The 21,728-nt window shown below is 66.8% G+C and carries 17 protein-coding genes; 7 read left to right on the top strand and 10 right to left on the bottom strand.

All coding sequences use genetic code 11. The features are described from left to right. Positions 1–11: 11 nt before the first annotated feature. Together tssK and tssJ are read right to left on the bottom strand one after the other, a co-directional pair. Complete coding sequence (gene tssK, locus D187_RS46105; RefSeq protein WP_002624178.1) at positions 12–1,379, bottom strand: type VI secretion system baseplate subunit TssK; 1,368 nt, start codon at positions 1,377–1,379, stop codon at positions 12–14. Further along, positions 1,376–2,020: a type VI secretion system lipoprotein TssJ gene (tssJ, locus tag D187_RS46110; RefSeq protein ID WP_002624179.1), complete on the bottom strand. Its 645-nt coding sequence runs from the start codon at positions 2,018–2,020 to the stop codon at positions 1,376–1,378. Before tssJ ends, tssK begins: the two co-directional genes overlap by 4 nt. A 466-nt stretch (positions 2,021–2,486) precedes the next feature. On the opposite strand from tssJ, the gene D187_RS46115 reads away from it, so the two are divergent. Further along, a complete protein-coding gene (locus tag D187_RS46115; RefSeq protein ID WP_002624180.1) occupies positions 2,487–4,280 on the top strand; it encodes an OmpA family protein in 1,794 nt (597 codons plus the stop codon). Between the two features lie 29 nt (positions 4,281–4,309). Continuing rightward, the gene (gene agmC, locus D187_RS56145; protein WP_002624181.1) at positions 4,310–7,309 is read left to right on the top strand and encodes an adventurous gliding motility protein AgmC; all 3,000 of its coding nucleotides are present in this window, start codon (positions 4,310–4,312) and stop codon (positions 7,307–7,309) included. 63 nt (positions 7,310–7,372) lie between these two features. On the opposite strand, the gene D187_RS46125 is transcribed toward agmC, so the two are convergent. Beyond that, positions 7,373–8,374, bottom strand: coding sequence for a DUF3616 domain-containing protein (locus D187_RS46125; protein ID WP_002624182.1), 1,002 nt, complete (start codon positions 8,372–8,374; stop codon positions 7,373–7,375). A gap of 121 nt (positions 8,375–8,495) precedes the next feature. Between D187_RS46125 and xdhC the strand changes: the two genes are divergently transcribed. Next, a complete protein-coding gene (gene xdhC / locus D187_RS46130) occupies positions 8,496–9,266 on the top strand; it encodes a xanthine dehydrogenase accessory protein XdhC (protein ID WP_002624183.1) in 771 nt (256 codons plus the stop codon). A 3-nt stretch (positions 9,267–9,269) separates the two neighbouring features. Here xdhC and D187_RS46135 read toward each other — a convergent pair whose 3' ends face one another. Together D187_RS46135 and D187_RS46140 are read right to left on the bottom strand one after the other, a co-directional pair. Then, the gene (locus tag D187_RS46135; protein WP_002624184.1) at positions 9,270–9,557 is read right to left on the bottom strand and encodes a hypothetical protein; all 288 of its coding nucleotides are present in this window, start codon (positions 9,555–9,557) and stop codon (positions 9,270–9,272) included. 35 nt (positions 9,558–9,592) lie between these two features. Continuing rightward, the gene (locus D187_RS46140) at positions 9,593–10,006 is read right to left on the bottom strand and encodes a hypothetical protein (protein ID WP_002624185.1); all 414 of its coding nucleotides are present in this window, start codon (positions 10,004–10,006) and stop codon (positions 9,593–9,595) included. 74 nt (positions 10,007–10,080) lie between these two features. Between D187_RS46140 and D187_RS46145 the strand changes: the two genes are divergently transcribed. The 3 genes from D187_RS46145 (at position 10,081) to D187_RS46155 (ending at position 11,733) form a co-directional block, all read left to right on the top strand. Further along, on the top strand, positions 10,081–10,719 hold the full coding sequence (locus D187_RS46145; protein ID WP_043435177.1) for an SAM-dependent methyltransferase: 639 nt from the start codon (positions 10,081–10,083) through the stop codon (positions 10,717–10,719). 9 nt (positions 10,720–10,728) lie between these two features. Continuing rightward, entirely contained in the window at positions 10,729–10,944 is a 216-nt protein-coding gene (locus tag D187_RS46150) for a hypothetical protein (RefSeq protein ID WP_002624187.1), read from the top strand. A gap of 66 nt (positions 10,945–11,010) precedes the next feature. After that, the gene (locus D187_RS46155) at positions 11,011–11,733 is read left to right on the top strand and encodes a hypothetical protein (protein ID WP_002624188.1); all 723 of its coding nucleotides are present in this window, start codon (positions 11,011–11,013) and stop codon (positions 11,731–11,733) included. A gap of 47 nt (positions 11,734–11,780) precedes the next feature. On the opposite strand, the gene D187_RS46160 is transcribed toward D187_RS46155, so the two are convergent. Genes D187_RS46160 through tyrS form a run of 3 tightly spaced genes read right to left on the bottom strand, consistent with a single transcriptional unit; the run spans position 11,781 to position 14,875 of the window. Next, positions 11,781–12,470, bottom strand: coding sequence for an SOS response-associated peptidase (locus D187_RS46160; protein ID WP_002624189.1), 690 nt, complete (start codon positions 12,468–12,470; stop codon positions 11,781–11,783). A gap of 42 nt (positions 12,471–12,512) precedes the next feature. Beyond that, positions 12,513–13,553, bottom strand: coding sequence for an EndoU domain-containing protein (locus tag D187_RS46165; RefSeq protein ID WP_002624190.1), 1,041 nt, complete (start codon positions 13,551–13,553; stop codon positions 12,513–12,515). Positions 13,554–13,612: 59 nt separating this feature from the next. Further along, entirely contained in the window at positions 13,613–14,875 is a 1,263-nt protein-coding gene (gene tyrS / locus D187_RS46170) for a tyrosine--tRNA ligase (RefSeq protein ID WP_002624191.1), read from the bottom strand. A 109-nt stretch (positions 14,876–14,984) separates the two neighbouring features. On the opposite strand from tyrS, the gene D187_RS46175 reads away from it, so the two are divergent. Then, positions 14,985–20,306: a trifunctional serine/threonine-protein kinase/ATP-binding protein/sensor histidine kinase gene (locus D187_RS46175; RefSeq protein ID WP_002624192.1), complete on the top strand. Its 5,322-nt coding sequence runs from the start codon at positions 14,985–14,987 to the stop codon at positions 20,304–20,306. Here the strand turns inward: D187_RS46175 and D187_RS46180 are convergent. After that, entirely contained in the window at positions 20,303–21,079 is a 777-nt protein-coding gene (locus D187_RS46180; protein ID WP_002624193.1) for a TIGR00282 family metallophosphoesterase, read from the bottom strand. The two genes, D187_RS46175 and D187_RS46180, sit on opposite strands and share 4 nt — an antisense overlap. Positions 21,080–21,090: 11 nt before the next feature. Then, the gene (locus D187_RS46185; RefSeq protein ID WP_002624194.1) at positions 21,091–21,714 is read right to left on the bottom strand and encodes a 5-formyltetrahydrofolate cyclo-ligase; all 624 of its coding nucleotides are present in this window, start codon (positions 21,712–21,714) and stop codon (positions 21,091–21,093) included. Positions 21,715–21,728 lie beyond the last annotated feature (14 nt).

Consider the following 21,728-nt stretch of genomic DNA (forward strand, 5'->3'; position numbering starts at 1 on the left):
GGTGATGGCGCTCACTGGCCGTTGGTCGGCACGGCGAGCAGCTCGATGGTGGTGCGGCTGATGTCGAAGGGATGCGGCAGGTACAGGGCCACGTTGCGCTCGCGCATCACGTTCTTCCAGTAGCCGTCCTGCACGGAGAGCGTGAAGTACGACGTCCCCGGCTGCACGGGGATCTCCGGCGGAGGCCGGTAGGTGACCTTGATGGGCACGCCCGGCGAGGCGGCATGGACGATGTCGCGGATCTCCGAGCCGCACGCCACCTTGACGAGCTTGGGGAGCTGCTCGGCCACCTGGGCCTCGGGCAGCTCGCTGCGCACGGTGAGGAAGAACTGGCCACAGCGCTCCATCCGCTCGTCCGAGAGCGACCCGCGGAAGATGCGGTCCGCGCCGAGCTCCATGAACACCGTCAGGCACTGCTCCAGGGCCACGGCGCGCAGCAGCTCGTTGATGCGGCGGAAGAGATCCTCGAAGGTGGCGCGCAGGTGGGTGTACTGGAACGTCGGCAACGCGGAGGGATCCGCGTCCGGGGTGAAGGTGCACAGCTGGCCCGCGCACCGCAGCAGCGTCTGGTACAGCTGCTGCGGGCTCACATTGCCGGCTTCCAGGACGTGCTGGAGGTAGGGGATGACGCCATTGAGGGCGTTGAGCTCCAGGAAGAGCGTGACGTCCGAGGCGGTGAACTCGAGCGCGGACTCGTTGCGGTGCCGCCGCCGCGAGGAGAGGGTGCGCTGCTTGCTGACCAGCAGGCGCAGCAGCAGCCGCAGCTCGTGCATCAGATAGGGCGAGGCGTCGATGCGCAGACAGGGCGGCACGTAGTTCGACACGAGCAGCAGGTTGCCGGACTTGTCCCGGGCCAGCTCGGCGATCTTGATGGCGTCGAAGTCGTCACGCTGCTCGTTCTCGAACAGCAGCCGCATGTTGCGCTGCGCGAAGGACACCGGCATGACCGAGGTGGAGGCGTGCAGGTCGCTGATGGGCTGGTTCTTGGGCGTGAAGCGGGGGCTCGCCCCCACCTGCCCACTGGGGCCGTAGCTCTCCACCCCGTTGCGCTCCTTGGGAATGCCCAGATAGACATTCAGGGTGTGCTCGGCGACCGCGAAGTGCCCCTCCACGAGCCGGGCCGCGGGAGCTTCTTCCTGCCCCCGCGAGAAGCTCACGGGCAGGCCATCCGGCAGCACTCCGGAGAAGCGCAGCAGTTGCACCTGGCCCGCGCGCAGCGCCTCCAGATCGAACTCCTGGGACACCACTCCCCACGTATAGGGAAACAGGGAGCCCAGCCGCGCCTCGACCAGGTTCTCGTGGTACAGGTCCTGCTGCTGCATGTGGTGGGGACTCATGAACATCCCCTCTGACCAGACGACGCGCTGCGGGGGCTTCATGACTTGCTCCACTGCGGCGTCACGCCGCCTTCCAGGTCGTCGAGGACCGGGTTGTTCATGGGGGAGGACGAGTTACGGAGGAGATCGATCTGGTAGCCCTGGAGCTTGAAGCGCAGCTGCTCGTCGGTGGTTCTCGGTCCACGCTGGCCCACGGGCTCGTCGGTACAGAGGTTCTTGGGAACGGAGGGCAGCACCGTCAGCGTTCGCCAGGAGTAGCCCAGGGGCTGACGGAACAGGCCCATCGCCACCACGAACTGGGTCTTGGGATCCCTCGGAATCCACCGCTCCACGGATTGGCCTGGCGCCACGGTGAACTCAGCGACCTGGAGGAGATCCTCCTTGAGCTGGGCTTCGGGTTTGTCCCACAGGGTGCGGAAGCTGGATTGCTCCGCGCGGAGGCTGTCCCGGAGTTGCAGGATTTGCACGAGGGTGGGCATGGATCGCCCGCGAGGATCAGGGTTGACGCGATCCGAGGCTTCCAGTCGGAGATAGAATGGCGGTGGCTTGTCACACGCCTCGAAGCGCTTTACCGAGCAAGCGGTGCTGGCGAGCACCATGAGTAGAGGCAGCACGAACCGGGCGAGCCCCGGATGGTCGAGACCATGGCCTGTCTGTCGCTTCTCTGATCGAACCCCTGGCATTGCCCCCTCGACTTCCGCGTCACGTTTCCCCGCCCCCCCCCACGTTCACGCGCGCTAGCAGCCAGACACGCCGCCCACTGGAGGACGAAGGAACGCGGCTCCAGGGCACGGTCTGTTGTGCGCGTTCGACGAATGACATGTGTCTTCGCGAAATCGCAAGGTGGCGACCCCGAACGGCTTCACTATTCGTTTAAGAGTCATTGACAGTGGGTGGAAGTGAACAAAGCCCCGGCCTGGAGTGTCCGGAAGACGACGTTCTCGGCTCCATGCCCGGAGTCATAGGGCTGGCGGACTTGCTGTGAACACTTCAAAACCTGTACGTCCTTAGCACCGCACCAGTCTGGGTTCCGCGAGCAGCAGGTGAGGGTTTCCCTTCGCCCGACGCGAAAACCTTGTTTTCCTTTGATTGAAACGGGCTCATGGTGGTTGTCACTAGCGGACTGAACATCCTGCGAGGGGGGGAGGCATGATTCGAGGCCAGTCCGTGTGGGGCATGTCTCCGAGAGAACTCGCGCTGACGGTGGGCCTGCTGCTCGTGGCGGGACCCGCGGGAGCGCAAGGCGTCTCCTTGGAACGGCTGGAGCTGAATCCCGGTGCCGCGGGCTCGCTCCTCCTGGGAACGGGAGAGTTGTTACCCCAGGGCGACATGCGCTTGTCTGTCGTGGGGCACTACCAGCACAACCCCTATGTCCTGTCCCGTGGTGGGGTCGTCGAGCAAATCGTCGGGAACCGGCTCACCACACACCTGGCGGCGGCCTACTCCCTGACGAACTGGCTCGAGGTGGAGGCGCAGGTTCCCGTGGTGGCCTTCCAGCGGGGGACGAATCTGATCGACAAGGGAATCGATTCGCCGGTTCGTTATGGACTGTCTACCCCGAGGTTGGGCGCGCGCTGGGGGCTCCTTTCCCAGCGAGACGGGAAGTGGGCGGACCTCGCGCTGGGGCTGGATGTCGGCTTGCCGCTCGGCAATGCGTCGGGGCTCTCGAGAGAGTCCGAGGCGCATGTCACACCGCAATTGATGTTCGGTCGGCGCCTCGGCTGGTTCCGGCTGGCGCTGGAGGCCCGGGCGCTGCTGCGCAAGAAGAGCCAGCCTTCGGCCGACGCCACCATCGAACGGTCGGAGGTCGGCAGCGAGCTGCGCTTTGGAGTCGTGGCGGCCACGGTGGGCCGGCGGTTGCGGTGGGAGTTCAACGTGGCGGGAACCGTTCCCCTGGTGAACCAGCCGAGATCGGTGGAGTTGTTGGTGGGCCCCCGCTACCTGGTGAATCCCACCTTGGAGGTGTTCGCGCTCGGGAGCGTGGGGGTGGGGGTCGCGCCAGGAACGCCGTTGTTCCGAGTGATGGTGGGGACCGCTTTTGGTGGTGTGACGCCTCCGCGGCTGCCCGGGGAGTCATCCGTCAATTGTTCGACGGACCTGAAGCACACGGCGGAGGAGTGCCCCGACCTCGACGAGGATTCGGATCAGATCCGTAATGGTATGGATCGATGCCCCTACGAGGTGGGCACGCTGGAGCGCAGTGGTTGTCCCTGGCGGGACGCGGACGGTGACGGAATCGAGGATGCGCTGGATGCGTGCCCGAACGAGGTGGGCGATGCGGCGTGGAAAGGCTGTCCCATGCCCGATGACGATGGGGACGGCGTGGAGAATGAGCGGGACTCCTGTCCGACCGTGGCGGGCCCACCGGACTCGCGCGGCTGCCCGAAGCATGACCAGGATGACGACGGAATCGAGGATGACGTCGACCTGTGCCCCCAGCAAAAGGGCGAGCCCAAGCTTCAAGGCTGTCCGGAGTCGGATCGGGACGGGGACACCATCGCCAACCGGTTTGACAGTTGCCCCAACGTAGCGGGGACCGTGGAGAACCATGGCTGTCCTCAGTACGAATTGCCGATGGTGACGCTCCAGCGCGCCCGCATGGACCTGATGGTGAAGGTCATGTTCGTGCCCTCTCAACCGGTGCTGGATTCCAGCTCGTATGCCCTCCTGAACTGGGTGGTGAAGGTCATGAACGAACACCCGGAGTTTCCGCTCGTCTCGGTGGGGGCCCACACGGACAACCGGGGTTCCCCCGATGCCAACCTGCAACTGTCACGCGCCCGGGCCGTGGCGGTGATGACGTACCTCATCCAGAAGGGTGTGGCCCCGGAACGGCTGGAGGCCAGAGGGTACGGCGATACACGGCCCATCGATAGCAATGCCACGTCCATCGGGCGAGAGAAGAACCGCCGGGTGGAGTTCGAAATCATCTGGCCCGACTAGGGCCCGTACGACGCGAGGACAGTGAACCCATGAATGCATGGTTGCGGGTCGTGCTGTTATTTGTGGGGCTCGGCTCGGTGCCGGTTCTGGCTGAAGAGCCTGATTCGATTGGGTTGGGTACTGGGCGGGACGGGCCTCTGACGGTGACGGAGGTGGGCCAGGTCATCAATCGTTATGCCCAGGTGATCGGGCCGGTCGCTCCAGGAGATGACGTCCTGCTGGTGGAGGATGCGAACGGATTCTCAGCGGGCGAGTTGGTAATGGTGCTGCAGGTGATGGGCTTGGCGCCGGAGCCTTCACCCGGGGCATCCAAGCCCCGGGCAGTTCCCCAGGATGCCGTGGGCCAGTGGGAGTTCGCTCGAGTGGCGAGGGTTGAAGAAGGGTCGCTGACGTTGACTGAACCGCTGGAGCATCCCTACGCGAATCAGGTGACCCAGGTGATTCGGGTTCCTGAATACACCCGAGTTCATGTCCAGAATGGAGCCAGCCTCCGCGCGGTGCCCTGGAATGGTCGTACGGGGGGGGTGATCGCGTTCCTTGCCACCGAGACTCTGCTCAATGACGGAGAGATCAGCGCGACGGGCGCCGGCTTCCGTGGCGGCAGCCATGTGCCGGAGTCGTTCAAGACAATGAGTTGCATGGGCATGGTCGTGGATACGAGCCCAAGCGCGCAAAAGGGAGAGGGTGCTGTCGTGAGTCAGTATGGTTTCACGGAAATGAGTCGTGAAGCCATGTCAACTGGAGGGAGTGGGGGATTTTGTCCGATGGCGGGAGGGGGAGGCGGTGGTAATGGAGAGGATGGTATCCGAGGCGCTGGGGTCGTGGAGTTGGGCGAAGATGGTCTGAAGTGGGGCGGGCCAGGGGGGACGAAGATCGTGTATACGATGTCTACCCCATTGGTGTTCGGAGGAGGCGGCGGGGCAGGGGGTGGGTATGGAGTGGATTGGCTTGTTCCCAGAGGTGGTTCTGGTGGGGGAGGGCTCATTGTTCGTGCTCGAGAGTTGATTGGGGCAGGCTTGCTCTCCGCTGATGGCGAGAAGGGTGAAGCCGCGAGCACTGGCGGAGCAGGAGGGGGCGGGGCAGGAGGCAGTATCTCCTTGCGATTTACTGGTTCTGCGGTGTGCGACGTTGTTTCGGCTCGTGGTGGCGCCGGTGGCGCTGCTGGGACCCACTTCATGGGCCCAGGTGGTGTCGGTGGAGATGGTGGTTCCGGACGCGTGGCACTTATGGCCGATTCTCATGGAAAGTGCCCTCTCCTCGTTGATTCTGGGCTCATGCGCAACCCACCCCCCCCACCAGTGATTCATGCCAACCAAGAAGCATATCAGAAAATGGAGGGACAGCTTTTCCCTAATCACGATGAAGCTGACGCTTGTGAGGCTCGTGATAATTTCGGGATTGATGCGCCAAAGGACAACATTTACATAAGGGCAGATGGAACACATGCTTTGGTTGTCGAAGGGCACGCCCCTAAACTTTCCGCTGGAGATGTCATCAGGGTGAAAGTCTTCTTCGGGGAAGAGCCTGGTGAGTTCGCTGCCGAGACAGATACCAATGAACATGGGTATTGGACGGTAACCATCAATCGTCCTCCAGGCAAGACTGGCGGCGAATTCAAAGACAATGAGTATTATGTGATTTATGCGAAGGCTGATAAGCCTTCGTGTAGGACTGAGTATGTTGATTTTCGAGTAGATCTGACGCCGCCTGATATTGTTTTTAATGTCAAGCCAATCTTGGTTTCTGATTCAAAATCGACTGTTTTTGAATTTTCGTCCACATCCGGCGATGTAGAGAAATTCGAATGCGCTAGGGGGATTGCTGACGATGCCACGCTAGATTTTGATGAATGCTACGACCCTATTCTTTCTAGTTGCGCCGCAGGTTATTTGCGCTGCGGGGCTGATCGGTTCACGGCCTTGGAAGGTTTTAACGTTTTCAAGGTGAAGGCTACTGATCATGTGGGAAATGAGAAGGTTTCCAACGCGTTCATATGGGAGGTTGACACAAGCGTTCAGGCCGTTGTGTTCCAGCGGCCCTCGGTTGATGATGATTTGTTTAATACTAAAAGGCCTTTCTTTTTTGGCCGGGTCGAGCCTGTTGAGGCTGGAGTCAATGTATCCATTAGTGTTGACAAGGAGGGTGGTCCCAGTGGTGTGGTTTCCGGAGTAGCGGTTTCGGATAAGTTTGGATATTGGTTTTTCTTTCTGCCTGATAAAGTGGAACTCGATCAAGGCCACTATAAGGTGGTTCCCAGGGCGGTTGATCGTGCGAAACATTCGTGGCCGCCGGATGGGGTAGATGAGTCCGTGGAATTTGTGATTGATACGGAGCCCCCTGTGACGACGATTAAGGGCCCGCCACGATCGCCTGAGTTGCATAAGTCACGAAAGTCGAGTTTTGTTTTTTCTACTGATGAAGAGGAGGGAGATGCCGTTACGTTTGAGTGTCAGTTTGTTGAGGGTGGGGTCAATGGTGGCCTTTCTTTCTCTTGTCCAAGGAATGTAAGTTTCGATAAGTTGGCAAATGGTAAGTATACCCTTTCGGTTCTAGCTAAGGATAAAGCGGGCAATGGGGCCACGGATGCGGTGACGTATACGTGGGAGGTTAGTATTGAGCCACCACTTCATCCAAGTATTACTGAGCCGGTTGATGGGTCGGTCGTGGATACGAGGACTCCCATGGTCTCCGGAACAGCTCTGGCTAAGGGTAAGGTGTATATTAGTGTTGATGGCGTTCCTGTTGGTAATTTCGTCCCTGTTGGTGAGGACAGTTCGTGGGCTTTTCAGCTGCCTTTCCGGCTGGATCCTGGCACGCATTCACTGCGTGGTCAGGTCGTGGATGAGAACGATACGTCTAGCGAGTTTTCCCCGGAGATCCATTTTGTTGTTTCGACTCCCCTTGATGAGGATGTGAGCCAAGCCATTGGTGGAGGTCTGGGGTGTAATGGCTCAGGCTCTGCTGGTTTCTTCTCTTATTTCTGGGGAGTGATGGTTTTGATTACGCTTGGTCGAAAGTATCACTCCTGATGCTTGACGGGACCGTTGATGTACAAATGGTGCCCGGCGGCCGACCCGGAATGGCTTCTGGGCTCAGGGGGTGGCGGCGGGCGAGATCCAGACCCCCCGGAACCGCTTGGAGGCGGGCTCCTTCAAGCGCTTGCACTCCACGCCGTCGATCAGGTGGGTTCCGTCGTCACTGAGCACGAGGATCTCGTCCTTGTCCTCGTACGAGACGAAGGCCTCCGGGTTGAGGCCGGAGAAGTCGGCACCGGTGACGACCGTGGGCCGCTCCGCTTTCCCATCCCAGACGAACAGGCGAGAGCCCTCGCTGCCGGACGCGGAGCCTCCGATGATGAGGTAGCGGCCCCTCCACCGGGACATGGAGCGGATGCCCTGGCCCCCCAGGTCCAGCAGCAGCGCGGGGCCCAGTCGCGCGGGCTTGCCCTGGAGCAACTCCAGCGGATTGAGCAGCGTGACGGCGAGCGCCTTGCCCTGGGGCCGCGGATTGCGGAAGCCGATCAGGAAGGACTTCCCATCCGCCATCACCGTCAGGCCCTCGATGTTGAGCCCGCCTTCCTCCTTGGGCGCCTTCTGGGAGGCTGGGGCGAGGCCGAATGGCTTGAGCTGGGGCGCGGCGAGCAGCTCGTCCAACAGGCGCGTGTACGGCTTGCCCTCGAGCCGCACGTCCTTGCCGTCCTCAGATGTACGGGTGGCGAAGAAGCGGAAGCGGTTGGTGTCGAGCTTCCCGGAGCTCTTGCGCCCATGCGACGTCATCCAGAAGGAGAGAGGAGGCAGGGGCGTCGCCGCCTCGATGTCCGTCTCGGGTGCCTGCTTCTTCCCCGCGGGAAGCCCCAGTGAGGAGGACAGGTCGAAGGTCTGCACCGGAGGGCCTCCGGTGTTGCCGTCGTAGACGCGCAGCACGTTGTTCTCGTCATCCCCCACGAGGAACAGGCCGCCCTTGAGCTCCACCGCGCCAGACGCGTCACACGTGCCCTCGAACGTCACGACTTTCCGGGTCGCGGGAGGGGGTGGGGTGGTGATCGCGGGCGCGGCGCCCAGGAAGGTGGTCAGCAGAAGCGAAGTCGTGAACATGGTCTCCCACCCTAGACCCTTCTCCTTACGGGGAGATGTCGTGCGGCTTTCTTCCTCGTCACCCTGGCGTGCCGCGGAGCGTGTCCGGGCCCGGGGGGTGAGGTAGATTGCGGAGATTCGGATGACCCTCTACGCGGAGATCGCCACCCTCATCGCCGAAGGCCGCGCCTTCGTGCTCGCCACGGTCATCGAGAGCGCGGGCAGTACGCCCCAGAAGCCCGGCTCGAAGATGGTGGTGCTCGAGGATGGTTCGCTGCGCGGCACCGTGGGCGGCGGCGCCATCGAGTTCCAGATCATCGAGGCCGCGCGCCAGCTCCTCTCGTCCCCCGAGCGCACCCGCACCCTCGAGACCCACCTCACCCACGAGCTGGGCATGTGCTGCGGCGGCCGGATGAAGGTCTTCCTCGAGAAGCACGAGGCCCCCATGCGCCTCACCCTCTTCGGCGCCGGGCACGTGGCCCGGGAGGTGGCGGCGCTCGCCCTCCACGTGGGCTTCCGCGTCTCCGTGGTGGACGCCCGGCCCGAGTGGGCCACGTCCGAGCGCTTCCCCGGGTGCGAGGTGCTCCTGAAGGATCCCGCTGACCACGCGCGCGCCCTGCGCTCCGACACCCGGGACTGCTTCTGCGTCACCACGCACGATCACCCCCTGGACCAGGCGGTGCTGGAGGCCCTGCTGCCCAAGCCCTCGGCCTACGTGGGCGTCATCGGGAGCCGGCGCAAGGCGGAGCGCTTCCGGATGCGCCTGGCGGCGGCCGGCGTGGAGGCGGCTGCACTGGAACGCCTCCGCTCACCCATGGGCCTGCCCATCGGCGCGCTGACGCCCGCGGAGATCGCCGTCTCCATCGTGGCGGAGCTCATCCAGGTGCACCGGAGCGCGTCTCCCCGGAAGTGAACCTCAGCGCTTCTTGAAGAGTGCCTCCGCGGCGCTCAGGAGCGCATCCCTCCGGTCCGCGTCGGGCCGTCCGCCCTCGCCCATCTGGAAGAGATCGCAGAAGTTGATGACGTCCTTGTCCGAGGGCACCTCGGCGAAGGGCTCCTTGCACTGCTTGGCCGCCGCCTCGTCGAAGTGGCGGCAGTTGCGGCAGTTGCGCAGCGCCGCGCCACAGTGGGGGCACGTCTCGCGCCTCCCCACCTGCGTGCCCACGATGTCCAGCCGGCCTCCGCACCGCGCACACCCTGGCATGCCTCACCTCCCGATTGGAGAGGCCCTCAGTCTACTCAGGTGCGCGAGCGCTGGACGCGCGCATGCAGGGGCACGGGCACCGGCTCGCTGGCCTGGGCCACCTGCACGTCCTCGCTGACTTCCTCCAGCTCGCCGTTGAGCTTGCGCAGCAGCCTCAGCACCCAGGCCGCCGCCGCCGCCGCCGCCGCGAACAGGATGCCCAGCGTCTGGCCGCGCTGCCACAGGTACGCCTGCTCCAGCACCGCCCGCCGCCTGGCGAACGTCTCCAGCTGCTGCGTGGCCAGCGTGTCGTTGAAGCTCTCGGCGTACTCGCTGGCCTGGGCCTTGCTCCGCTCCAGCAACCAGGCCGCCTCCGAGCGCAACTGCTCCGCGCGGTACCAGGACGCACCCGCCCCCGCCGCGGACAGCAGGCACACGCACACCGCAGTCGTCACGCTGAACAGTCGCATGTCCCCTCCAGCCCAAGGAAACCGAGGTTGGAAGACAACCCCTCACTGCTCCGGCTTTGCGAAGACAGTAGCCGATGGTAGGGACCCCGTCCGCCATGGGCAAGCCCTACCGTCCGAAAGACCATTATTTCAAGAAAGCCAAGCAAGAGGGTCTCCGCGCCCGTTCCGCCTTCAAGGTGGACGAGATTCTCAAACGCTACCCCTTCTTGAAGAAGGGGGCCACGGTGCTCGACCTGGGGGCGGCCCCCGGGGGCTTCCTGCAGATCCTCGCCGACACGGTGGGGCCGGGGGGACGCGTCATCGGCGTGGACATCGTGCCCATCCGGCCCTTCACCCAGCCCTTCGTGAAGACGGCGGTGCTGGACGTGCTGGCCGACGACTTCGACGCCAAGCTGCGCGAGATGTACGACGGGCCCTTCGACGCCGTCATCTCCGACATGGCCCCCAAGACGAGCGGCATCCGCACCACCGACGAGGCGCGCAGCCTGCGGCTGGCCCGCAAGGCGCTCGAGGTGTCCGTCACCCGGGGCCGCCCGGGTTCGGCCTTCGTCGCCAAGCTCTTCATGGGCGGCGAATTCGAGGAATTCCGTCAGGAGGTGCGTGCCCACTTCGAGGAGGTGAAGCTCGTCCGCCCGGAGGCCACTCGAGGGGCGAGTATGGAAGTGTACGTCATCGGGCTGGTTCGCATGGCCAGCGGGCCGAAATCAGAATAGACTGGATCCATGTCCAACCAGAAACCCCCCACGCGAGGCAATCGCTCGCGCAAGGCGATCACCGCCCTCGATGGCAACGACGAGTTCAGCGTCTTTTCCGTGGAGCCGGAGGCCTACCGGGATCCCGTCGATCTCGGCAAGGGAGGAGATACCCGGGGCCGCCCGGAGGACACGGCGGCGACGAGCTCGGTGGTGCGCTTCTTCCGCCGGATCTTCGGCGAGTAGTCCTCCCCCGGTGGCCGGGCCTCCGCCTCGTGCCGGAGGGGCCGGGGCCCCGGGGTGGATGGCCACATGCGGCCCACGGAGACCTTCGTCGTCGAGGACATCAACGAGGCCCACGGCTTCGCGCGGCTGCGCGTGGAAGGCGGCTCGGGCCTCTTGCACTGTGGGCTCTTTCCCGAGCAGGGCGATGGGGAGCTCAGCCCCCTGCGGCTGCAGATGGGAGACCGGGTGAGGGGCGTGCGCCGGGGACAGACGGTGTCCCAGGTGCAGTGGGTGTCGCGCGCCGCCCCGCCAGAGGCCCTGGTGCGGCGGATGGAGGAGCTGTCACGGCGGCTCGAGGCCCGTGGCCTGCGCGTCGCCGTGGCCCCCGAGTCGCTCGCGGACCACCAGTGGCGCGAGGGTCCCGGCAGTCCGCTCCTGGAGGCGCTCCAGCCCCAGCTGCGGCTCTTCTTCGCCTGGGACACGGCCCATCCCTTCGAGGACGAGCGGCTGCTCGACCGGGTGGAACAGGCCACGGCGGAGCACCTGCCGGGCTTCTCCGTGCTGCCGGTGCCCGGAGTCGCCCGGTTCCGCGTCGAGCCCGGCGCGCACGTCATCGTCGGCGGCGAGCCGGACTGGGAGGAGCCCGCCCGGCTCTTCGATCCGCTCGTGGAGCACATCAACCAGGAGCTGGGCCGCGCCAAGGCGCTCGTGCGCTGGATGCCCGTGCGCGACAACTGGGTGCTCGCCACCCAGGAGCTGGTGGACCTGCTGGTGTCCAATGGCGTCCTGCAGGGCCGCGCCTCGGCCTGAGCCCCGCCAGAGCCCGTTCGGGCTCTCATCGGACCTTCATCGGACCTTCAGAGGAGGGCGGGCTGGCTGGCCACGCGCTCCACGCACGCCACCACGTCGTTGGTGGGAGAGTTCACCACCCGGCCAACCTCCCAGGCCACCAGGGGCTCGTCCTCGTTGGGCACCAGCAGGGGCTGGAGCTCCGCGGCGTCCTGGGGCTCGGGGCGCAGCCATACCGCTTGCGCTTCCGGGCGCAGGATGACGGGCATGCGATCGTGGATGGGCGCCATGAGGCGGTTGGGGCCCGTGGTGATGACGGCGCAGGTTCGCAGCACCTCACCGGTGTCCGGGGCGGTCCACTCCTCCCACAGGCCGGCGAAGGCCAGGGGCCGTCCGTCCTCGCGCTTGAAGAGGTAGGGCGTCTTGGGCTTCGTGGACTGCTTCCACTCGAACCAGCCATCCACGAGCACCAGGCAGCGCCGGCGCTTGAGGGCGGAGCGGAAGCTGGGCTTCTCCGCCACCGTCTCGCCCCGGGCGTTGATGAGCTTGTTGCCGATGGAGGCCTCCTTGGCCCAGGAGGGGATGAGGCCCCAGCGCACGGCGTCCAGCATCCGCTCCCCGTCGTTGAGGACCACGGGCATCAGCTGGGTGGGGGCGAGGTTGTAGCGGGGGCGCTCGAGGGCGGAGCGGACGCCGGCGAGGCCCAGCTCACGGGCGATCGCCAGGGCGGGGGTCTGGATGGTGACGCGGCCACACATGCGCCCAGTATGCCCGGGAGCGGGGGGGCGTGCACGGGCCGCTCACTCGCCGCAGGTCGGCCGCTCGTCGGTGGGGTAGAGCGAGGCGATGCCATAGGTGCCGTTGCGCGTGCCGCACCAGATCCGCCACGCGGTGGGGCCCAGGTCCGCCGCCGCGTACACGCCGCCCTCCTTGCGGCCCCCATCACGGGCGCAGCAGCGGGCGAAGGCGCGGGTGCCAATGGCCACCATCCCCACGGGATCCGCCTGCTGGGTGAAGCCGCCGAGCTTCTTCTCGGCGCAGGACCAGGGCGCCACTCCCCGGTAGCGGATGACGTACTGGCCCTCGCGCAGTGCCTGGCCGCCACGCACCGGCCCGTCGAAGCACAGCTTGCCCTCGGACTCGAGCTGGGCGTAGCGCGGCAGGTAGTGCAGCCCGCCGATGGTGCGCGTGGTCCAGTCATCGCCGCAGAAGACGTGGGTGAAGGCGTTGCGCGGGCCGGTGCTCACCCAGAGGCCGGTGAGCCAGTCGACCTGGGTCTGGCGCGTGCCCGTCCGGCCCGCCGCGGACAGGGCCCGTTGGACGCGGGGATCCTCGTAGTGCGCGGCCATGAAGCGCCGCACGTCCCCCGCGCTCACCGCGGCGTCGGGACGCGCCGGGCACATGCCGAGCACCTCGCGGTCCACCGGCGTGAGCGCGGGCGCCTGGCTCATCAGGGGAGGGCGGGTGCACCGGGTCTCACAGCCCGTGGCCACGGGTGCCTGGGCGGGCAGGGGAGCCACCTCGGGCGCCCTGTCCCGCGAGGCGAGGAACTCACCACTCATGCGCGGCTTCTCGGGCAGATCCGCCGTGCCGTCGCACTTCACCCAGCCCTCGCCCGTCGCCGCCTTCAACTTGCACCACTCGCGTCCGGGCCCTCCCTTCTTGAGCACCGGGTAGGCGACGCCCGGCTCCACGGTGAAGACGACCGCGGAGGAACCGGGCTCCTTCACCGCGCGCAGGGTCTCGCCGGACACGAAGGCTCCCGCGGCGAGGGCGCGCGCGGGGGCGAGACACAGCAGGCTCAGGACGACAAGGAGGGCGGAGAGGCGGACGGGGCGCATGGCGCCGGGAGGATACCCTCTCCGGCCCGAAGGTCGGGCGGACGACGGTGGCCCGGTGCCTAGGCGAGCTTGAGCCGCGCCGACTTGTGCTTGCCCACCTGCACGAGGAACTCGCCCGCGGGCAGCTCGTGCTTGGGGTCCATGACCTTCTCGCCATTGACCCGGACGCCCCCCTGGCCCATGAGCTTGCGGCCCTCGGTGCCGGACGCCACGAGCTTCGCCTCCGCCAGCGCCTTGGCGAGCGCGATCGTCGGCGCGCCCCCGAGCGACACCTCCACCAGCGGTTGATCCTCGACGACGAGCTTCTTCTGCGAGTAGCGCTGCTCCCAGGCCTGCATGGCCTGCTCGGCGGCCTCGGGGGTGTGGAAGCGCGCGGCGATCTCCCGCGCGAAGCCCGACTTGGCCGTCTTGGGGTGCACGGCGCCGCTCGTCACCTGCTCCTTGAGCGTGGCGATCTCCTTGAGCGTGCGCGCGGAGAGCAGCTCGTAGTAGCGCCACATCAGGTCATCCGTGATGCTCATGAGCTTGCCGTAGATCTGCTCCGGCGACTCGCTCAGGCCCACGTAGTTGTCCAGGCTCTTGGACATCTTGTCGCCGGTGATCTTCCCGTCGACCAGCCGGGCATCCAGACCCTCGAGGATGGGGCCCGTCATGATGACCTGGGCCTCCATGCCCTCTTCCTTCATGAGCTGGCGGCCCACCAGCAGGTTGAAGAGCTGATCCGTCGCGCCCAGCTCCACGTCCGCCTTGAGCGCCACCGAGTCGTAGCCTTGCAGGAGCGGGTAGAGGAACTCGTGGATGGCGATGGAGCGGTTTTCACGGAAGCGCTTCTTGAAGTCATCGCGCTCGAGGATGCGCTGCACCGAGTAGCGAGCCGCCAGGCGGATCATCCCCTCGGTGCCCAGCTTGTCCAACCACTCGGAGTTGAAGCGCACCAGGGTGCGCTCCGGGTCGAGCACCTTGAACACCTGCTCCTGGTACGTCTGGGCGTTGACCTTGACCTCGTCGCGCGTGAGCGCGGGGCGCGTGGTGTTCTTGCCCGAGGGGTCTCCGATGAGCGCGGTGAAGTCGCCGATGAGGAACACCACCTGGTGGCCGAACTCCTGGAAGCGCCGCATGCGCGTGAGCAGCAGCGAGTGGCCCAGGTGCAGGTCGGGCCGGCTCGGATCGAAGCCCGCCTTGATGATGAGCGGCTTGCCCGTCTCATACGAGCGCTCGAGCTTCTTCTTGAGATCCTCGGGCACCTGGAGATCCACGGTGCCGCGGGTGACTTCCTCGAACTGCTCCTGGGGGGTCGCCTTGCGCAGGGGGGTTTCGGACATGACGGCGCGGAACCCTAGCCGAAGCGGCCGTGTTTGGCATGTCCTGAAGCCGGTGTCCGCGCGCCGGTCTATATACGTTCCCCCCCTGGACTCATCTCGATCGGGCGCCATGCTCCAGCTTCCTGGCTATTCGCTTCTCGGACTCCTGCAGTCCAGCTCCTCCAGCCTCCTCTACCGAGCCGTACGCGAGGCGGATCGCCAGCCCGTCATCCTCAAGACCCCTCGCTCCGAGTTTCCCGGCGCCCGGGAGCACGCCCGCCTGCGGGGCGAGTACTCGCTGCTGCGGCGCCTGAAGGGGGCGCCCGGTGTGCTCCAGGCCCACGGCCTCGAGTTCCTCCTGGCGCGGCCCGTGCTCGTCCTCGAGGACGTGGGGGGACGGGCCCTGTCGGAAGCGTTGGACCGGCCCTTCGGGCCCGAGCGCTTCCTGCCCCTGGCGCTCGCCCTGTGCACGACGCTGGCCGAGGTGCACCGCCGCGGCGTCATCCACAAGGACATCAAGCCCGCCAACATCCTGGTGTCGCCCGAGGGGCAGCCGTGGCTCATCGACTTCGGCATCGCGACGCTCCAGCAGGCCGAGCACGTGGAGGCCTCGTCCCCCCAGCTGGTGGAAGGGACGCTGGCCTACATGTCCCCGGAGCAGACCGGGCGGATGAACCGGACGCTGGACTACCGCACGGACTTCTACTCCCTGGGCGTCACCTTCTATCAGGTGCTCACCGGGCGGCTGCCGTTGCAGGGCCGGGACACGCTCGAGTGGTTCCATGCGCACCTGGCCCAGGCGCCCGTGCCCCCCCATCAGGTGGAGCCCTCCGTCCCGCCCATCCTCTCGGCGCTGGTGATGAAGCTTTTGTCCAAGGTGGCCGAGGAGCGCTACCAGGGGGCGGAGGGGTTGCGGTTGGATCTGGAGCGGTGCCAGCGGGGCTGGGAGGCGGGCGCGCTGGAGGACTTCCCGCTGGGACGCGAGGACGTGCCCGCGCGCTTCCAACTGCCCCAGCGCCTGTACGGCCGGGAGGCCGAGGTGGCCGCGCTGCGCTCGGCGTTCGAGCGGGTGGCGGGCGGGGGCGGGCTGGAGTGGGTGCTGGTCCGCGGCTACTCGGGCATCGGCAAGTCCTCCGTCGTGAATGAGCTGCAACAGCCCGTGCTGCGCCGCCGGGGCTTCTTCCTCCAGGGCAAGTTCGACCAGTTCCAGCGGGACGTGCCCTACGCCACGCTGGTGCAGGCCCTGCGGGGGCTCGTCCAGCAGGTGCTGGCGGGCAGTGACGCGCAGGTGGACGCCTGGCGCCAGCGGCTGCTGGAGGCGCTGGAGGGCCAGGGCCAGGTGATGGTGGAGCTGGTGCCCCAGCTGGCGCTGATCCTGGGCGAGCAGCCCGCCGCCGCCGAGCTGCCTCCGGCGGAGACCCAGAACCGCTTCCACCAGCTCTTCCTGCGCTTGCTGGGCGTGTTCGCCACGCGCGAGCACCCGCTGGTGCTCTTCCTCGATGACCTGCAGTGGGCGGACCTCGCCAGCCTCAAGCTGTTGGAAACGCTGACGTCGCGGCGGGAGCTGCCCTGGCTGTTGTTGATTGGGGCCTACCGGGACAACGAGGTGACGGCCGCGCACCCCCTGGCGTCGTTGCTGGAGGAAGCGCGCGCGTCGGGGGTACGGCTGGAGGACATCCAGCTCCAGCCCCTGTCGCTCGATCAGACGCGGCAACTGGTGGCGGACTCGCTGCCCGGCGCCGACGCGCGGGTGGTGGCGCCCCTGTCGGTCCTGGTGCAGGAGAAGACCGCGGGCAACCTCTTCTTCCTGCTCCAGTTGTTGCAGACGCTCCACCAGGAGCGGTTGGTGTTCCGGGCGCCCGGAGGGGGCTGGCGCTGGGACGAGGAGGGCGTGAAGGCGCGCGGCTATTCGGACAACGTGGTGGACTTCATGGCGGGGCGGCTGCGGCAGTTGCCCGAGGTCACACGGCGCCTGCTGCAACTGGCCTCGTATGGAGGCAACGTCATCTCCCTGTCCCTGCTCGGGCTCCTGTCCGGGCGGGACGTGGCGGAGGTGGAGAGCGGGCTGGAGCCCGCCCTGATGGAGGGGCTGGTGGTGCGCTCGGGGCCCCAGCACCTGCGCTTCCCGCACGATCGCATCCAGCAGGCCGCCCATGAGCTCATCCCCGCCGGGGAGCGGGACGCCCTCCACCTGCGCGTGGGCCGCTTGCTGCTCGACAGCCTCTCCGCCGAGGAGCTCTCGGAACGGCTCTTCGAGGTGGTGGGTCATCTCAACGCGGGCGTGGCGGGAATGGACGACGCCGCGGAGCGACTGCGGCTGGCCCACCTCAACGCCGAGGCGGGCTCGCGCGCCAGGTCCTCCACCGCCTATCACTCCGCCAGTGGCTACTTCGCCATGGCGTTCTCCCTGCTGCCCGGGGACCCCTGGGAGGCGGATCCCGACTTCGCGTTCAAGGTGCGTCTGGCGCAGGCGAGCAGCGAGTTGATGCGCGGCAATCTTTCCGAGTCGCTCGAGATGGTGAATGAGGCCTTGCCGCGGGCGCGCAGCCACGCGGACATGGCCAATGCCTATATCCTCAGGAGCGAGCTGCTGCGGACTTCCCAGCGCGCGCAGGTCTCCGTGGAGGGCCTCCTGGAGTGCCTGGCGAAGCTGGGCATGCCGCTGCCGCTCACTCCCTCGCCACGGGAACTCGGGGAGATGGAAGCGGAGGTGTGGGCGCTGTTGGATCGCCACCCCATCGAGAGCCTCCTCGCGCTGCCCGCCATGACGGACCCGGACATGAAGGTGCTCATGAGTGTGCTGTCCTCCCTGGCGCCCATGGCCTTTCCCATCGGCGTCGGCTTCGCCGCCCTGGTTTCGGGACGGATGGTGGCCTTGAGCATCCGCCATGGCAACGCGGAGGGGTCCGCGGTCGGATATGTCTCGTTCGCGCTCTGGTATGGCGGAACCCGCGGAAGATACCGCGAGGCGTATGCCATTGGACGGCTCGCGGTCGAGCTGGCCGAGCGCCAGGGCTTGTCCGCCTCCAAGAGCATGATTCTCACCATGTTCGCCTCCATCAACAGCTGGATCCGTCCGCTCTCCGATACGCGGAAGATCATGCTGTCGGGCTACCATCATGCCCAGATGACAGGCGGCTACTCGGTGGCGTGTTACACCTGCTTCACCCTCGTCTTGAACGCCATCATCAGCGGGCGGGAGCTGGGCGAGGTCTATCGGGAGGCGGAGAGCTTCCTGCCGTTCACGCGCAAGTATGCCGTCGCGCACGACATCATTCTCTATCTGCAGCGCATCGTGCAGCAGCTGCGAGGGTTGTCGCGGACGTTCCAATCCCCGAGCGGCGATGGCATCGAGGAAGACGCGCTCATGGCGCGGATCGCGAGAGGGGAGGGCTTCTTCTACTCCGTCTGGGCATCCATCATCCGGATGAAATCCGCCTACCTGTCGGGGGACCACGAGCACGCGCTCCGGCTGCGTGCCCAGGTCGAGCCCCTCATGGTGCACACGCCGCTCGAGGCCTCGCACATTCCCTTCAACCTGTATGGGGCGCTCGCCCTGGCCGTGGCCCATCGGAGCACGCCCGAGCCCGGGCGGCCCGCGGTGCTGGAGGAGATGAGGAAGCACCAGCGCCGGCTCGCGGAGTGGGCCGAGCATTGCCCCGCGAACTTCCTCGCACCCGAGCGCCTGGTGTCCGCGGAGCTGGCACGTGTGGAGGAGCGGCCACAAGAGGCCCTGCGCGCCTATGAGGGCGCCATCCAGGCCGCGCGCGTGCACGACACCCTCCCGTACGTGGGGCTCGCCAGTGAGCTGGCCGCGCGCTTTGGCGAGGAGCAGGGCCTGCACACCCTCGTCACCGCCTTCATCCGCCAGGCGCGCGAGGCCTACTTCCAATGGGGCGCGATGGGCAAGGTGCGCCAGTTGGACGAGCAGTGGCCCCTGCTCCTCACCGCCGTGTCGGTGTCCCAGGGCGGCACCACCACCCGGGACTCGGACACCCACGGCGTGGATGCCCTGGCCGTCATCCGGGCCCAACAGGCCATCTCCAGTGAGATCGTCCTGGATCGGCTGGTGGACACGCTCATGCGCGTGGCGGTGGAGAGCTCCGGCGCCCAGCGCGGCGCCTTGCTGCTGCTCCAGGAGGACGTGCTCCAGTTCGCCGCCGGGGTGCCCCCGCTGTCCACCACGGAAGCCGGGGCGCCCCCCTCCCCGGAGATGTTGCCGCTGTCGCTCGTGGCCTATGCGCGCCGCACCGGCGACTACGTCCTGCTGGATGACCTCGCCCAGCCCCATCCCTTCTCCGCCGACCCCTACTTCGCCACCAACGACGCGCGCTCCCTGCTCTGCCTGCCCCTGCGCCGCCAGGAGACCTTCTACGGGTTGCTGTACCTGGAGAACTCGCTCACCACCCAGGCCTTCTCCCATGGGCGCATCGCGCTCCTGGAGCACCTGGCGTCCCAGGCGTCCATCTCCATCGAGAACGCCCGCCTGTACGCCGAGGTCCGCAAGGCCGGGGCCGCCCTGCGCGAGGCCAACGAGGAGCTGGAAGCGCGCGTGCGCGAGCGCACCCAGGAGCTGAAACAGGCCCAGGCCCAGCTCGTGGAGACCGCCCGCATGGTGGGCATGGCGGAGGTCGCCTCCAGCGTCCTGCACGACGTGGGCAATGTCCTCAACAGCATCGTCGTGGACACCCAGCTCATGCGCGGCGCCGTGTCCAGCTCGCGCATGAGTCGGCTGCAGCAGCTCGCCTCCCTGTTGGAGGAGAAGCGCCCGGTGCTCGCGGACTTCTTCACCCGGGACACGCGCGGCCGCCACCTGGTGGACTACCTGCGCGCTCTCTCCGACGCGCTCTCCGCGGAGCACTCCACCCTGAGCCGGAGCCTGGAGGCGCTGGACGGCAACGTCTCGCGCGTGCGCGCCATCGTCCAGAACCAGCAGGCCCATGTCACCTCCACCCTGCTGATGGAGGAGTGCGATCTGCCCGCGCTGGTGGAGGAGGCCCTGCGGCTGCAGGAGGGCGCCTTGCGGCAGGCCGGCATCACCGTATCCCGGGAGCTGTGCCCCCTGCCGCCGGTGAAGGCCGACAAGCACCAGGTGTTGAAGATCCTGCTCAACCTGTTGAGCAATGCCCGTCAGGCCATGGAGGCCCAGGCGCCCGAGCGGCCGCGCCACCTCGTCATCCGTCTGTCGGCGGAAGGGGGCTGGGTGAGCCTGCAGGTGGTGGACACCGGCAAGGGCATCGCCTCGGAGGTGCGCCCGCGGCTCTTCACCCAGGGCTTCACCACGCGCGAGGGCGGCCATGGCATCGGCCTGCACTCGAGCGCCCTGGCCGCGCGGCTCATGCACGCCCACCTGTCGCTGGACAGCGGCGGGCCGGGCATGGGCGCCACCGCGACGCTGCTGCTGCCCCTCGCGCCCGTCCCGTCCGAGGAGGGGCGGGCACGGGGGAACTAGGTGCCCGGCAGGTGCTCACGGATGCGCTGGATGGAGCGCGCCTTGCCCGTCTTGTCATCCAGATCGAGGACCACGCCCTGGAGGTAGACGAGGTTCTTGGCGACTTCGTACTGGTTGTGGCGCAGCGTGACGAAGCGCTCGATGGACAGCTCCTTGCGTACGCCGATGACGGAGTCGAGCGGGCCGCACATGCCCACGTCGGTGATGAAGGCGGTGCCGCCCGGGAGGATGCGCTCGTCGGCCGTCTGCACGTGGGTGTGCGTGCCCACCACGGCGGACACCTTGCCGTCCAGGTGCGCGCCCATGGCGTTCTTCTCGCTGGTGGCCTCGCAGTGCATGTCCACGAGGATGCAGGGCGTCTGCTTGCGCAGCTCCGCCACGAGTTCCGGCGCCACCGCGAACGGGTTGTCCAGGGGCTTCATGAACACGCGCCCCTCGAGGTTGAGCACCCCGAGCTTGCGCCCGTCCGGCGTCTGGATGACGGTGTGCCCGCGTCCCGGCGCCCCCTTGGGGTAGTTGGCCGGCCGCAAGAGCAGGTGCGGATGCTCCTCCACCCACGGGAGGATGACCTTCTTGGTCCAGAAATGGTTGCCGCTCGTCAGGAGGTTGACCTCACTGTCGAGCAGCGCCTCGGCGGACTCGGGGGAGATGCCGGCACCGCCCTCGCTGTTCTCAGCGTTGGCGATGACCAGGTCCACCGAGTGCCGCGCGATCAACTTGGGCAGAAGGGTGCGCACGGCCAGCACTCCTGGCTTGCCCACCACATCACCCATGAAAAGGACTATCACGTGTCGAGGAAATCCCAGTCGCGGTAGAGCCCGCGCATCGTCTGCGACTCGGTGACGACGAGGTCCATGTCCACGTCGTCATTCGTCGTGGGCAGGGTGTCGACGATCTGGTCGCCGAAGGCAAGTCCCACGCGCCGGCTGCGCGCGGAGGCCGCCTTGAGGGTGGCGTCGTAGTAGCCGCCCCCACGTCCCAGCCGCTTGCCATCGCGCGTGAAGCCCAGGCCGGGCACCACGAAGAGATCGATCTGATCCACCGCGATGAGTTCCGACGAGTTGGTGGGCTCGCGCACCCCCAGGCGTCCCGGCTCCAGCTCCGCCTCGGACTTGATGGCGCGGAAGGCCAGGATGCGCCCGTGCACATGCGACAGCGGATAGCAGACGATCTTCTCGTCCTGCAGGGCCGCGATCAGGATGTCCCGGGTGGGCACCTCGCCTCGGATGGGGGCGTAGAGCGCCACCGTCCTCGCCTTGTTGTAGTAGGGGGTCGCCAGGAAGCGCGACTGAACCTTCAACCCCCGCTCGTCGATGATGTCGGGTGTCATCGCCTTGCGACGAGCCGTCAGCTCTTCACGCAGCGTCACCTTCCGACCCACTCCCTCTTGCGCCACCGTCTCGCTCACCTGCCCCACTCCCC

The organism is Cystobacter fuscus DSM 2262 (assembly GCF_000335475.2).
In the GTDB taxonomy this organism is placed as follows: Bacteria; Myxococcota; Myxococcia; order Myxococcales; family Myxococcaceae; genus Cystobacter; species Cystobacter fuscus.

Bases quoted from the DNA above. Each gene is read 5' to 3' on its own strand.
- tyrS (WP_002624191.1), bottom strand. From the start codon at position 14,875: ATGTCCGAAACCCCCCTGCGCAAGGCGACCCCCCAGGAGCAGTTCGAG.
- D187_RS46180 (WP_002624193.1), bottom strand. From the start codon at position 21,079: ATGGGTGATGTGGTGGGCAAGCCAGGAGTGCTGGCCGTGCGCACCCTT.
- D187_RS46135 (WP_002624184.1), bottom strand. From the start codon at position 9,557: ATGCCAGGGTGTGCGCGGTGCGGAGGCCGGCTGGACATCGTGGGCACG.
- D187_RS46175 (WP_002624192.1), top strand. From the start codon at position 14,985: ATGCTCCAGCTTCCTGGCTATTCGCTTCTCGGACTCCTGCAGTCCAGC.
- D187_RS46145 (WP_043435177.1), top strand. From the start codon at position 10,081: ATGGTAGGGACCCCGTCCGCCATGGGCAAGCCCTACCGTCCGAAAGAC.
- D187_RS46150 (WP_002624187.1), top strand. From the start codon at position 10,729: ATGTCCAACCAGAAACCCCCCACGCGAGGCAATCGCTCGCGCAAGGCG.
- tssK (WP_002624178.1), bottom strand. From the start codon at position 1,379: ATGAAGCCCCCGCAGCGCGTCGTCTGGTCAGAGGGGATGTTCATGAGT.
- D187_RS46125 (WP_002624182.1), bottom strand. From the start codon at position 8,374: ATGTTCACGACTTCGCTTCTGCTGACCACCTTCCTGGGCGCCGCGCCC.
- tssJ (WP_002624179.1), bottom strand. From the start codon at position 2,020: ATGCCAGGGGTTCGATCAGAGAAGCGACAGACAGGCCATGGTCTCGAC.
- agmC (WP_002624181.1), top strand. From the start codon at position 4,310: ATGAATGCATGGTTGCGGGTCGTGCTGTTATTTGTGGGGCTCGGCTCG.
- D187_RS46165 (WP_002624190.1), bottom strand. From the start codon at position 13,553: ATGCGCCCCGTCCGCCTCTCCGCCCTCCTTGTCGTCCTGAGCCTGCTG.
- D187_RS46155 (WP_002624188.1), top strand. From the start codon at position 11,011: ATGCGGCCCACGGAGACCTTCGTCGTCGAGGACATCAACGAGGCCCAC.
- D187_RS46115 (WP_002624180.1), top strand. From the start codon at position 2,487: ATGATTCGAGGCCAGTCCGTGTGGGGCATGTCTCCGAGAGAACTCGCG.
- xdhC (WP_002624183.1), top strand. From the start codon at position 8,496: ATGACCCTCTACGCGGAGATCGCCACCCTCATCGCCGAAGGCCGCGCC.
- D187_RS46160 (WP_002624189.1), bottom strand. From the start codon at position 12,470: ATGTGTGGCCGCGTCACCATCCAGACCCCCGCCCTGGCGATCGCCCGT.
- D187_RS46140 (WP_002624185.1), bottom strand. From the start codon at position 10,006: ATGCGACTGTTCAGCGTGACGACTGCGGTGTGCGTGTGCCTGCTGTCC.